Source organism: Acinetobacter sp. IK23, from assembly GCF_035615275.1.
GTDB classification, from domain to species: domain Bacteria; phylum Pseudomonadota; class Gammaproteobacteria; order Pseudomonadales; family Moraxellaceae; genus Acinetobacter; species Acinetobacter seifertii.
In genome coordinates this window covers 1-13,705 of the sequence record NZ_JANBNX010000031.1, presented here as the reverse complement: position 1 = coordinate 13,705, position 13,705 = coordinate 1, and the positions used below count along the sequence as shown (strand labels likewise).

Genomic DNA, 13,705 nt, shown 5'->3' with positions numbered 1-13,705 from the left:
TTTAATTTCCTTTATTTAAAACTCGGTAAATAAACATTCCTAATAACATTGCGACAATAAAATAAAGCGCTTCAAAATGTCCTAATCCGATAAGTGTTAAAGCTGGCGCTGGACATATTCCAGCTATTCCCCAGCCTATCCCGAAAATAAAAGCACCAGCAATTAGCCTTTGGTCAATCTGTGTATTCATTGGTAATTGAATTTGTTCATTAAGGATTGTTTTAGGACTTTTAATAGCCTTTTGAAATGGAATAAATGCCACAGCAATCGCGCCTAACATCACAAACATTAAGCTAATATCCCACTGCCCAAAGATATCTAAAAAACCTAATACTTTTTCAGGATTAGACATGCCCGAAATCATTAAGCCCAATGAAAACAAACTACCAAATATAAAAGCCAAAATGTTTTTCATGACATTACCCCAAAACATGACGAACGATATAAACAGTTAACATGCCAGCAAACATAAAAACTGCTGTTGCTATCATGGAGCGTTTTGACAATCTGCTCATCCCACAAATACCATGACCACTTGTACAACCTGATCCAAGGCGAGTACCAAAACCAACCAATAAACCTGCTAAAATAAGAGCAAACATATTCGCTTTAATTTCAATTTCGGGTTGAAAAAAATAGCCATAAATAAAGGGTGTAATAATTAATCCAGCAATAAACCAGAATGCGGAGCCTTTAAAGATATCTTTAGACGGATTAATGATTTGAGCAAGCAAACCACTAATTCCAGCGATGCGACCGTTTACATATAAATAACCGACTGTTGCAATGCCCAGTAGCAAACCACCTAAGAAAGCATAAACAATATTTGACATGTACTTACCCAAACAATATATGTTTTTATAATATGTATTATACGCTTATTCTTTTAGAAATACTTAAGAGAAAACTCCTAAGTATATAAATTTTCTTAACAAGAAAAAGCCCCAAAAGTTTGGGGCTTTTATCGTTAGATTAAATCTTTGATACCTAATTGTTCAGGTAACTTTTCCATAACTTTATTTAATCTGTTGTTTGCTGGAGAAATACAACCTGTGTAATGGCTTAATTTTGTTTCAGTACCATTAGGTTTAATCCAAGTAATGTAATAGCTAGACATGTCAGTTGCAGTTTGCTGGCAACCCGCAGTTTTTGATTGAGTTCCTGTTTGAGGACGATAAGTTTTTAATTCACTGGCAAGTTTTTGATAATCTTTTACACTACCTTGGATTTCTTTAACACCAAGTGTTTTTGTATATTGTTTACCTTCAAATCGAATTAAACCAGTAGGTGTTACTTCTACAGAGTATATTGGACATGCACCAAAACATGGACTAGAAGCATAACGAATTGTTTCTTGTGTATTAGGTGCTTGCTGAACAGAAGCACAACCCATTAAAGCTAAACCAGATAAAGTTGCAAGAACTAAAAATCTCATTACATCACCTATTATTATCAAGTGGCTTTAATCTAACAAATCATATCTAAATTGTCATTAAAGACTCATTTTTCGTCTCTTTATTTAGTAATGCTTAGGCTATTTTCAGATTTTTATAAAATTAGGATAGAATGCACATAAAAAAAGGCCCATCTTTCGATGAGCCTTAAGCCAATTAAAGCTTAAATTCCTGAAATACAAATTATTACTGGGTAGTAATAACCTGCGCCGACCATTCTAGCGTAATGCAATAAATTATATAAATATAATATAAATATATATTTACGCTCGTTTTTCCAACAAAAAAAACTGGTTTTTGATGATTAAAAACTGAATAATGTTTATTTTTAATTAAAATTCACGATCTTAAGTTAAACAAAACTTAATAAATTTTTAAAGTTTATTTATAGTTAAAACATTATAAAAAATTGCTTAATAGTTAGGCTATGACTAGTGTTCGTGTCGAATCGTTTATAAGAATTTTCTAAGTTTAGTAATAACTTCAAGCACTTTTTTACTATTTGGTAAAGCTATCTAACTAAAAATATATAATTTCTATAAATACCTTAATATAAAAAAAGATATAAAAAAATAAGGGCAAAAGAAAATTTATCCTTTTGCCCTCTTTAATCACTTCTCTAAGCTATATGCGATTACATAATCACCGTGGTCAGGAGACTGACGTGCACCTCCCGCAGAAACAACCACATACTGTTTACCTGTTTTAGGCGAAACATAGCTGATAGGTGTTCCTTGGCTACCAACAGGCATACGTGACTTCCAAAGTTCTTTACCTGTAGAAGAATCAAAAGCACGTAAATAGTAATCTTGAGTTGCAGCAAAGAATACTAAACCACCCTGAGTTGCCATTGGGCCACCAATAGTCGGCATTCCAATTGGTGCTTTCAAGCCCATCTTAATACCCATAGGTCCCGTGTCTTCGACTGTACCCAATGGTACTTGCCATGCAACTTGACGAGTTTTCATGTCAATTGCCGTCATGGTACCAAATGGTGGTTTTTGACAAGGAATACTTAAAGCAGACATAAAGCGGTTTTTATTCACTTTATATGGTGTACCTTTCATTGGTACCGCGCCCATACCTGTATTTACTTTTTCACCGCCACTCGCCTGAATCTTAATATCTTCAGGTGTTTGTTTAATCAATTGAACCCACAAACCAAGACGCATATCGTTTACAAACATGTAACGATGTGTTGGATCGAAAGCAATACTACCCCAGTTCATACCACCTAAAGAACCTGGGAAACTTAATGAAATATCAGTACCCGGTGCAGTGAATAGACCTTCGTAACGCATTGACTTAAAGTTAATACGACACATAAGTTGGTCAAACGGCGTTGCGCCCCACATATCTGACTCGGTTAAAGTCTGATTACCAATTTGAGGCATTTCAACAGAACGAGGTTGAGTTAAACTGTATTGTTCACCTGGAATATTTGCAGCTTTAACAGGCTGTTCAATCACTTTAGTTAATGGTTTGCCTGTAACTCGGTCAAGAACAAAGAATTGTCCCGACTTGGTTCCAATCACAACTGCTGGTTTAGTCGTACCATCTTTTAATGGGAAGTCGACTAGACTCGGTTGCATTGGTAAGTCAAAGTCCCATAAGTCGTTGTGAACAGTTTGATATACCCACTTCTCTTTACCTGTTGTCGCATCAAGTGCTAAAACTGAAGTGTTGTATTTATGGTCTAATGGATTACGGTTACCACCCCAAATATCAACAGATGAACTACCCATAGGTAAGAAGACTATATTCATTTGCGGGTCATAAGACATAGCAGCCCAAGAGTTTGCCGAGCTACGTTTATACGTTTCACCTGGTTTTAGAACATGATTAGGATCAGGATTACGAGGGTCAAATGCCCAGCGCAGTTTACCTGTAATCACATCATAACCACGGATAACACCACCCGGCATATCCGCTGCTACGTTATCGGCAATACGGCTACCCACCACAATGGTTGTACCTGCAATCGTTGGTGCAGAAGTGACTTCAAAACGTGGAGCTTTTGTTCCATCGCCTAAGCCTTCGAGTAGATTAACTGTTCCATTCACACCAAAGTCTGCACAGCGCTCACCAGTATCTGCATTCACTGCAATTAAACGAGCATCTGGAGTATTGGTATATATACGACGTGGACATGCTGTATTGGTCGCAACTGTAGTTACTGCATTCGCACCAGCCAAAGTTGGTTGAACAAGTGGTTTAGTCGAATCAAAGTATGCAACACCACGGCAACGTTCCCATGCATCGGCTTTAGAGTTTACTTCAGCTTTCCAGAGTTGCTTGCCCGAATCAGCATCGATTGCAAAAATGTTGTTATGTGGTGTACATAAAAAGACTTTATTTTCAACTTGTAGTGGGGTCATTTGGTCTTCAGCACCATTACCACTACCCGTTGTAAAATCACCCGTTCTAAAACGCCATGCTTCTTTTAGTTTATGAACGTTATCTCGGTTAATTTGGTCGAGAGCAACAAAACGGCTACCACCCGTATCATTTCCATAATTTTCCCAATTCACCTGTTTTTTAGCAGGGTCAACTGGCACTAAAGGTAGCTTTTCACCTGAGCTTGCTACTGTCGGGTGCGGTTGAAACATTTGGTAAAGCGCAATCAACATACCTATAACAACTAGGCCAGCAACACCATACGCTGGAGCTGCCGATCCATTTTGGAATTGATAACGTCGAATTGAAGGTAAGGTAAACAGTAACGCAGCAAAAAGACCGGCAGGAAACATTAAGCGCGAAAATAACGACCAAAATTCCCATCCAGCATCAATAAATGACCAAATTACGGTACCAACAAAAACAGCCGCAAAAATCCAGACACCCAGTGCTTTTTTACGGAAGATGCTAATTGCCGAAATGGTTATAAACAGTCCTGAGATAAGGAAATACCAAGAGCCGCCGAGTGATACTAGTTTTCCACCACCTATGATATAGAAAACACCAGTTGCCAATAAAACAAGACCTAATATAAAACACCATATTTTGAATAAGATATGAAACTTAGAATCTGGCTCAGACATAGATCCTACTCCACATATACTGAATCCGAATAGTTCAAGCATTTGGGCCAGTTAAACTATGTCTAACCAGCCATCAATATTGTTAAAAATTGACTTTCACACTCAGACCCGCCACCCAGGCATCGTCAACCTCTTTTACACCAGCAGGTTGATGGATATATTGAATATTTGGACGCAACATGACAGCTGGAGACCATTGATAGGTATAGTTCAGCTCAATGTTTAATTCGTCGTCTTGAATTGGAATATAGTTCAATGCGATCGGATCATAGCTATAGTATCCACGACTTTCGTTTGTTGCGATTTGCTTATCTTTAGCGCGATCATTAATCACATAATTGGCAATACCAAATCCAATCGAGTCATTTGGACGGCTATCAAATGGCCCTTTATACCAAAGCGCAAGTTGTTGAGTACTTTGAACAAAAGTTGTTGCTTTATCATTTACAACGCCATTAAATGTTACGTATAAACCACGTTTTGGATCTTGGCCGTTATTGGTAAGTTGTTGTTGAGCATTAATCCAGAAACTTTGTTTCCCGTCATGAACCTTACCCGCAGTTTTAACATCATTCGCTTCCGCGGTTGAGTACATCGCACCTACTTTATATTCACCCTGTAAACCATTAAAAGCAGCAAGTTTTGGTCTCCATGTGAGCTCAACTGGTATGTTTGCACCCTTCACATTGTTCATATCCAGATTAAAACCATCACTATTTGATGCTGTTTTAATATTATCTGGATTTACCTCATACGCACCAATTCCTATAGTCCACTCAGGTGCAAACTGATATTTTACGTTTGCGCCCCAAGTACTTACAGGTGAGTTAAACCAAATTGAACCGATTGATTTTCCTACCTGTCCACCACAAAGTATCAAGTTCTGAAACTCACAGTGCGAACTATTAAAATCCTCTGACATGCCCATACGGCCAAGTTTGACTTGTACAGTATTGTCAGCAAAGCCTTTTTTGATCCATGCTTGAGATAAACGCCAGATTTTTCCACGACCATAAATTTCTTGCACATTGCTTAATTGGCTAGAGCGTGGATCTTTAATACGCTCTAAAGTAAGCGCATTACCGTCACGTTTAGTAACAACGAGACTTGCTGTTGTATCGTTCCACCCAGCAATTTTTTCTAAATCTAGGTTTGCACCCAAGGAGAGTTGTGCAGCATTTTCAAAAGTATTGCTGCCGTTATACCCGCCATCTAAATTTGTGGCACTTTGGCTCATAATAGAAGCTGTAAATTTATAGCCCTGTTGCTCTAATTGCTGACGTTTTCCATTCCAATCACCAAGCAACCATTGACGGTCTTGTGACCACGGTTCATTAGCAAGCGTAAATTGGCTACCTAATACAGCGAGTGTTAAAACACTCAATTTCATTACATTTGGCATTTTAAATCCTTTTATCTTTTCTAAATGCGCCTCTGTTTGAGGAGCTTTATTTGTTGTTATTTAACTTGGGTAAAGCCAAGCTCAGAAGTTGCACCAAAGTGATCTGTTACACTCACTGAAATTGATGCAACTTTGACACTTGGTTTCCAATTGGCTTTTGCATTGCCTTGTGCGTCTGTAGCAACTGTTATTGTTCCTAAATATTGCTCAGCTTCTTTTGAAGTCGCTTTTTGGTTGCCAAAAAACTCAACTTGATAGCGCTGGTTTGGTAAACCATTAACTTCGATATTAATTGAACCATTATTTGCTGTTAACTTAGGTGCTTTAATACCCTGATTAGGTTGAGGATTACAGCCTTGTTCATATGGTTGAGTACAAGTTTTCTGTAATTTAGATGGCTCAATCACTACACCGCCACCGCGTGAACCAACAAAACCTTCATGTTCAAGTGCAGGTACACCAAACACAATTGCACCTAAACGCTGATTTGGCACACATGATCCACCAGCTTCACAGCGTTTAATATCTTTAGAATTGTCCCAAATTAAGTTTTTAGTCAATGTAATTCTTGCATTAGCATCTTTTTCTGAGCGAATGGCAACACCAATACGGTTACCATGAACTTTATTGCTATCAAGAATGTTACCATCACCAGTCATATTTAGACCAATCGAGTTATTGGTCATTTCATTGTAGGCAATATAGTTACGCTTGCCCCAATTAATCTGTAAGCCATCCGAATAATTTTCAAATTTATTACCAACTACAGCATTGTCATTGCCCCACAAGATTTCGATACCTTGTGAAGGCTCTGGGTTTACTTTAGTAGAAATAAAATGGTTATTTGCAATCAGGTTAAAAGCAGCACCACGTGTTAGCTCTAAACCATCACCATTGTCTTGGAAAATGTTATCTAAAACTTTGTTATTATTTGTAGTGGTTGCTGTCGGATTACCTTTACCATCATCGCCCGTAATCATGACACCAGCACCGCCATAGTTATTACTAATACGGTTATCCTGAATAAGGTTATTGCTTGAACGGTTAACCAATACCCCAATACAGAAGCGATGGATATCTAATCCTTTTAAAGTCACGTTATTGACGTCACGCAGTACAAAACCCGGTAAAGTCATAGTACGAACATTGGTGCCGTACTGCTCAGGGTTTGCACCAGGACAAGCTTTTGCACCTTCGCCTTTAATGTAATTTGAACCATCAATTGCGATGTATTCACCAGTTTTATCCCACTCTGTACCAATGATTTTAACTGGAGCTTTAATTTCAGGAAGTGCGCTATTTAATTTAATCGCATAAGGTGCTTTGCCTACCGCCTGAATCAAAATATCACTTGCTTCACTTGGGTTAGCATTAGCTTGCTCAATTGCCCAGCGTAAAGAACCTTTGTTGCTATCATCTTGATAACGGTCAACAACATAAGTTTGTGCTGCGGTTATTCCTGAAACCATTAAACCTAATGCAAGAGTAGTTAAACGTAATGTATTCATTTCATCATATCCTTATGATTTATGGGTTTGTTGGTTGAACAGTTTGTAAAATTTGTTTGAGCTTAGTCACATCGATTTGACCCGGCGCAGAAGCCTGACCAATCATGCCAAAGCTATAACTTCCGCCCATATTGGCAGTTGCAACACGAGAAATCGTACCTAATTGCCCCATCGACATTGTCAATAATGGCTTAGTGGTTTGCTGACTTACTTTTAAAGTGGCATTCATTAAAGTGAAGACGTCTTGTTTAGATTTCGGCATTACCGCAATTTTGAGAATATCTGCACCCATCTGATCTTGTTTTAATAAGCGTTTTTCAATTTCATCTTGGCTTGGTGTTTTTTGGAAGTCATGATTAGACATAACAACCAGCACTTCCTTTTGATGTGCTTTTTGAACAATCTCTGAAACTACTTTTTGATCACGGAACATTTCAACATCTAACCAGTCCATGAACGGATTTTTTAAATAAGCTTGATAAGTCTTCCCATAATCAGCATCGCTAATTTCGAGCTGACCACCTTCATTTTTAGTACGAATGGTGGCGATCATTGGCTTATGACCTAAAATCTTTTTCAATTCATGTCCTAATGCAATCACTTGTTTTGTATCACTTGCAAAACTGAGTAAATCGATACGAAACTCAGCTAAATCAGCATCTGCTGTATTTGCAATAACTTGAGCTTGAGCTAAAGCTTGCTCTTTAGTTTTTGCAGTGATCGGAACAATCGTTTTAACTGTTGTCATAGCAGGTTGTGTCTGGGCAGCCAAAGCAACAGGTTCAGCATTCACCTGTGCTACAAAAAATGGGAGTGCAAGCAAACTTAAGCTTAATAATGTTTCCATTTTCATATCATTCATCCTTAAAAAGGCTACACATATCCATGAATAATCAGGTGTAGCCTTAGGTGTTCCTTAAATATCAAAAAATACGGTTTCGTCATCGCCTTGAATACGAATATCAAAACGGTAAACAACTTCACCATTTTCTTCAGAACGTTTAGCAACAAGAGTTTGGCGACGCGGTGCCCACTCAATGCTATTTAAGATCGGATCATTATTATTTGCCTCAGCTTCATCGTCAAAATAAACACGTGTATGAAGACCTAAGTTAATACCGCGAGCGAAAATGACTAATGCAATATGTGGTGCCTGAGTTGAATCTTTACGGCCAACTGTCGCGCCTGGTTTAATCGTATTGAAACTCCAAACGCCCGTTTCAAAGTCAGCACCTGTACGGCCCCAGCCCTGAAATGCAGGATCAGCTTTTTGCTCACGTGTATCGGCATGACTTGGATAAATACCATTTGCATCAGCCTGCCAAATCTCAATGAGTACATCTCGTAACGGTAGACCTAAACCGTCAAATACTTGACCTTCAAGACGAATGCGCTCACCTTTAGTCTGATCTTGCACCAACTGGTTATTAAAATTGTTTTCAAAGACTTCAATATTTGCTTGTTGTGGCAATAACCCAATATGAACGTAAGGACCACCTGTTTGAGATGGAGTTTCTTTTAATTCCTGAAAATTCCAGTTGTTCATGCTCGTGCTCCTGATTAAGTCAATTCGTTTTCGAAGTAAGTCGCTCGACGACCACGCAAAGTGATGTCAAAACGGTAACAACGGCTATCGGCTTCGATAAAGTTGTTTTTATCTTCTAGCGCTATCAAGGCACGACGTTGATCTTCAGAAGAAATTGTTTTTAAAATCGGGCAAGTGTCGATAAGAGTGTCGCCTTCAAAATAAAATTGCGAAATTAAACGCTGAGCCCAACCATCTGCAATTAAAGAGAAATGGATATGGGCAGGACGCCATTCATTAATACGGTTACGCCATGGATATGGACCCGGTTTAATGGTACGGAAAATATAAAAACCGTTTTCGTCAGTTAAGGTACGACCACAACCACCAAAGTTAGGATCCATTGCACCAATATACTTATCGTTTGGATGGCGATAGCGACCAGAAGCATTGGCTTGCCATACTTCTAAAAGTGCATTTTTTACAGGACGACCAAATTGATCACGAACATAACCATGCACAATGACACGCTCACCAATTGGTAAACCATCTTTGGCATAGTTCAAAATCAAGTCGTTATCTTTTGGACCGAACAAGTTTGAAGAAAAATGCGGCGCAGTAACTTCGGTTAGAGTCTCGTTAATAGAGATCAATGCATTTTTTGGCGAACGCAATACACTTGTTTTATAACCTGGCGTATACGCTGGTGGATGATCATCTGTATTACGTTGGGCGTAAGCACCCCAGCTATGTTGTGACATCTTTATCTCCTTAATCCTGTTCTTTCGCTGCAATTGGGTTTACTTCTATTCCCAACTCTTTAAAGACTTCTTCAGCCATATGCATTGCAGCATTTGCAGCAGGTAAACCTGCATAGAGTGAGCTATGTAAGATCAACTCTTTTAAATCTTCTTTAGTTACACCATTGTTGAAACAAGCGCGTAAATGCATGCGTAGCTCATCTTCACGACCAAGTGACAATAAAATTGCGATAGTGACTAAACTACGTGTATGACGCGGTAGGCCCGGACGCGACCACACCTCACCCCATGCGTAACGGCTAATAAAGTTTTGAAAATCTTGGTTAAAGTCATTTAAGTTTTGCAAAGACCGACCAACATGCTTTTCACCCAAAACTTCAGTCCGCACCTCAATGCCTTGTTTATAGCGTTGTTCATCATTCATCGTGATAGACCTCTATTAAGTTGCATCGGTATGCGCAACAAGTGATTTAACAAATACAGCAACAGCCGCAGCAGACGCCGGAATTAGTAATAAGCTAAGAATGGCAGTAAATGACCAATCATTACCAAGTAATACAGCCCCAATCCAAGCACCAAATACCGCACCGAAACGACCAATACCTGTCATCCAAGACACACCCGTAGCACGGCACTGCGTTGGATAGAAACGAGCACTCAAAGCTGGCATTGAAGATTGTGCACCGTTAATTGCGATACCAGCACAAAGCACCAATAGAGCAAGTAATGTTGAGTTTCCTAAGCTTTGCCCAACAGCAATCGCAAAAAGACCTGCTGCAAAGTAGAAAATGGCAATGACACGGTTCGGGTTGAATTTGTCCATCGCCCAACCGATGAACAATGCACTTACCACACCACCGAACTGGAATAATCCACCGATAAATGCAGCACGTTCCATTGAAGCACCCGTTTCACGCATCAATGTTGGTAACCAGCTTGTAAGCAAGTAAACAACTACTAAGCCCATGAAATAGGTCAACCAAAGTAAAAGTGTTCCTTTTGCATATGGTTTAGAAAACATAATGCCAAAGACATTTTTCTTTTGAGCTGTTTCAGTTTTCTCTTCAGGTACATGAAATGCAGTGGCATCTTGAACCTGAGTTGGTGCTATATGATTTAAAATTTTGCGTACTTTTTCTGGGTTTTTACCTTTAACAATTAAGAAGCGGTAAGATTCAGGTAAAACTAAAACCACTAGAACCATTAAAATTAAAGGTGACCAACCACCAAGTAAGAATAGACTGTGCCAACCATAGGTCGGAATGAGCCAACTGCTAATAAAACCACCTGTTGCCATACCTAAGTTGTAACCACAGAACATACATGTCACGAGCAGTGAACGAATGCGAGTTGGACAGTATTCAGAAAACAATGTAGTGGCATTTGGCATCGCTGCACCCAAACCAATACCTGTCAAAAAGCGTAAAACGACAAGGCTATCTAAGTTGGTTGCATAAGCAGAAGCTAAGGTAAAACCACCAAATACAAGCATAGAAATAGCTAGAACAATTTTCCGGCCAAAGCGGTCGGCTGTTGGGCCAGAAACCAAAGCTCCAATAATCATTCCACCAAGTGCAGCACTCATTACTGGACCTAACTGAGAGCGATCAACACCCCAGTCCTGAGCCAATGCTGGTGCAATAAAACCCATTGCAGCTGTATCGATACCATCAGTAAAAATAATCAAGAAACAAATAATTGCGATCATCCACTGATACTTACTGAGTGGTGCATCATTAATTAGTGCTTGAGCATCGATACTTTTGTTTGGTGTAGCGTAATCCTGAGACGCCATATTTGCCTCCTTAAGGCCAATTCCTTTTAAACTACTAAGCTATTAGATTTGCTGAATAAACCTAGTCAATTCCTGAGTAAATCTTTGCGGTTGCTCAATATTAGAAAGATGAGATGCTTCCAATTTAGCGAGCTGACTATTCTTAATAGCCTTCTGCATAAACTCAGCATCGACTACTGTAGTTACTGGATCTTCTGTTCCTGCAATGAGCAATACCGGAATTTGAATTTCTCCAATTTCATCTCTTAAATCAGCATGTGCTAAAGCACGACACGCATTGGCATAACCTTGTGCTGGTGTGTTTGCCAGACTTTGAATCGTCGTTTGTGCAACTACATTATGTTGATAGTCGAATTTTTCGCTAAACCAACGTGTGTGCGTGGTTTTTACCAATTCAGCGAGCCCATTTTGTTCTACTGATTCGGCACGACTTAACCACGCTTCAGCCTGTCCAATTTTGGCTGCCGAGTTCGCAACGGTAATACTTAGAAAGCGCTCTGGATAATGAATACCCAACCAAAGCCCTGTAATTCCGCCCATTGAAATTCCACAAAAATGGGCTTTTTCAATATCTAAGGCATCTAAAATATCAACAACATCTTCAGCTAAATTTTGTAAAGATGTTTCAGCGATCACATCACTTTCGCCATGACCACGTGTGTCGTATGTAATGACATTAAAATGACTTTTAAGCTCGTCTACTTGTAGTTGCCACATTCCATGATCTGTTCCTAACGAGTTAGATAACACAAGTGCTGGAGCATCTTTTAGACCATCTGTATAAATTGCTAACTGTTTTCCTTGACGATTACGAATAGTCTGTTTCACTTTGACTCTCCTTGTGCTTCTTGCAGAACAGCATCAATTTGAGCTTGAATGTTGCCCAAATAGTTTTCTGCTTTAAATATTTCCAAAATTTCTGTTTGACTAAAATGTTCTTTTACTTCATCTAACTGACTAACAACCTCAGATAAATGCTGCTTTTGAGCCACGGCTGTTTTACAAGCTGCTTCAACAACATGATGTGCATTTAAACGTCCAATTTTTGGAGCAAGCGCCATCATCACAGCTTCTGCCATAATCAGCCCGTTGGTACACTCAAGGTTCTGCTGCATATGCTCAGCATTAACTTCAAAACCTTGTAAAACTTCACCAGTACGACTTAATGCTCCAGCACAAAGCTGAAAAATTTCAGGGATTGCCAGCCATTCTGCATGCCATGCACCTAAGCTACGCTCATGTTCCTGTACCATGCTTTGATAGATACTAGACATAAGTGCTGGTACACGATTTGCTGCTGCAAGTACTGAAGCTGCTGCGACTGGATTACGCTTATGAGGCATGGTTGATGAACCACCACGACCCTTTGCAGTAGGTTCAAACAATTCTGCAATTTCAGTTTGCATCATGAGCGACCAATCACGTGCCATCTTGCCCGTATTCCCAACAATCATGCCAAGCACACTTGCTATTTCTACAATACGGTCGCGCTCACCATGCCATGTACTTGTCGGTACAGTCAGATTTAGTTTTTTGGCAAATGCACTGACCACAGATGAACCTTGATTTTGCAAAGAAGCTAAAGAACCCACAGCCCCACCTAACTGAGCAGTAAATACACGTGATTTCATTGCATTTATACGATCTAAATCACGCTTAAATGCAGAAGCCCAACGAGCAAGCTTGTGTCCCAAGGTAATAGGCAAAGCTTGCTGTAACCATGTACGCCCAATCATGACTTGATAGCGATATTGCTTGGCTTGTTCTAATGCAATCGCATAGCAGTGTTGAAGTTGAGCTTCTACAATATTCAACGCATCACGGCATTGCAAAATACAAGCTGTATCTAAAATATCCTGACTTGTTGCGCCCCAATGCACATAACGTGAAGCATCTTCATCAACATCTTTGACAATTGCCGTTAGTTGTTTTACGAACGGAATTGCAATGTTTCCAGCTAAGCCAGTTGCCACGGCTAAGGCTGAAAAGTCAAACTTTTCTATTGCTTGCTCAGCTACTTGGGTAATGGTGTTAGCCGCATTTTGAGGAATCACGCCAACTTGTGCCTGTGCTTGAGCTAACGCGACTTCAACCTCAATCATATATTTGATTAAAGATGAGTCACTAAAGATGTCGGTGACATCTTTTTGATAAAACAAACTGGCATATAACTGGCTCATGATTAGACTCTCTCAATAATCAAAGCAATACCTTGACCT

At 39.4% G+C, this 13,705-nt stretch carries 13 protein-coding genes; all 13 read right to left on the bottom strand.

Going from position 1 to position 13,705, the window contains the following annotated elements; translation table 11 throughout:
* Window position 1: 1 nt before the first annotated feature.
* The 13 genes from MSG95_RS16365 to pcaB all read right to left on the bottom strand — a co-directional run bounded on the left by MSG95_RS16365 (window position 2) and on the right by pcaB (window position 13,666).
* Window positions 2-415, bottom strand: a complete 414-nt coding sequence (locus tag MSG95_RS16365; RefSeq protein ID WP_151819575.1) for a DUF6691 family protein — start codon at window positions 413-415, stop codon at window positions 2-4.
* Window positions 416-419: 4 nt separating this feature from the next.
* A complete protein-coding gene (locus MSG95_RS16360) occupies window positions 420-833 on the bottom strand; it encodes a YeeE/YedE family protein (RefSeq protein ID WP_134263057.1) in 414 nt (137 codons plus the stop codon).
* A gap of 134 nt (window positions 834-967) precedes the next feature.
* Entirely contained in the window at window positions 968-1,435 is a 468-nt protein-coding gene (locus MSG95_RS16355) for a DUF6438 domain-containing protein (RefSeq protein WP_004701369.1), read from the bottom strand.
* 630 nt (window positions 1,436-2,065) lie between these two features.
* Window positions 2,066-4,495 carry a glucose/quinate/shikimate family membrane-bound PQQ-dependent dehydrogenase gene (locus MSG95_RS16350; protein ID WP_077166293.1) on the bottom strand — a complete coding sequence of 810 codons (2,430 nt, stop codon included), beginning with the start codon at window positions 4,493-4,495 and terminating at the stop codon, window positions 2,066-2,068.
* 82 nt (window positions 4,496-4,577) lie between these two features.
* A complete protein-coding gene (locus MSG95_RS16345) occupies window positions 4,578-5,897 on the bottom strand; it encodes a carbohydrate porin (protein ID WP_077166292.1) in 1,320 nt (439 codons plus the stop codon).
* A 56-nt stretch (window positions 5,898-5,953) separates the two neighbouring features.
* Window positions 5,954-7,405 (bottom strand): right-handed parallel beta-helix repeat-containing protein, encoded by a 1,452-nt coding sequence (locus tag MSG95_RS16340; protein WP_151819576.1) that lies wholly within the window; start codon window positions 7,403-7,405, stop codon window positions 5,954-5,956.
* A 19-nt stretch (window positions 7,406-7,424) separates the two neighbouring features.
* Window positions 7,425-8,252 (bottom strand): type I 3-dehydroquinate dehydratase, encoded by an 828-nt coding sequence (gene aroD / locus MSG95_RS16335; RefSeq protein WP_077165645.1) that lies wholly within the window; start codon window positions 8,250-8,252, stop codon window positions 7,425-7,427.
* A gap of 69 nt (window positions 8,253-8,321) precedes the next feature.
* Window positions 8,322-8,951, bottom strand: coding sequence for a protocatechuate 3,4-dioxygenase subunit alpha (gene pcaG, locus MSG95_RS16330; RefSeq protein WP_077165637.1), 630 nt, complete (start codon window positions 8,949-8,951; stop codon window positions 8,322-8,324).
* Between the two features lie 14 nt (window positions 8,952-8,965).
* Window positions 8,966-9,691: a protocatechuate 3,4-dioxygenase subunit beta gene (gene pcaH / locus MSG95_RS16325; RefSeq protein ID WP_077165638.1), complete on the bottom strand. Its 726-nt coding sequence runs from the start codon at window positions 9,689-9,691 to the stop codon at window positions 8,966-8,968.
* Window positions 9,692-9,701: 10 nt separating this feature from the next.
* On the bottom strand, window positions 9,702-10,115 hold the full coding sequence (gene pcaC / locus MSG95_RS16320) for a 4-carboxymuconolactone decarboxylase (RefSeq protein ID WP_004701356.1): 414 nt from the start codon (window positions 10,113-10,115) through the stop codon (window positions 9,702-9,704).
* A 15-nt stretch (window positions 10,116-10,130) separates the two neighbouring features.
* The gene (locus MSG95_RS16315) at window positions 10,131-11,486 is read right to left on the bottom strand and encodes an MFS transporter (RefSeq protein WP_077165639.1); all 1,356 of its coding nucleotides are present in this window, start codon (window positions 11,484-11,486) and stop codon (window positions 10,131-10,133) included.
* Between the two features lie 42 nt (window positions 11,487-11,528).
* Window positions 11,529-12,314: a 3-oxoadipate enol-lactonase gene (gene pcaD / locus MSG95_RS16310; RefSeq protein ID WP_077165640.1), complete on the bottom strand. Its 786-nt coding sequence runs from the start codon at window positions 12,312-12,314 to the stop codon at window positions 11,529-11,531.
* Entirely contained in the window at window positions 12,311-13,666 is a 1,356-nt protein-coding gene (gene pcaB / locus MSG95_RS16305; protein WP_077165641.1) for a 3-carboxy-cis,cis-muconate cycloisomerase, read from the bottom strand. Before pcaB ends, pcaD begins: the two co-directional genes overlap by 4 nt.
* Between the last annotated feature and the right edge of the window lie 39 nt (window positions 13,667-13,705).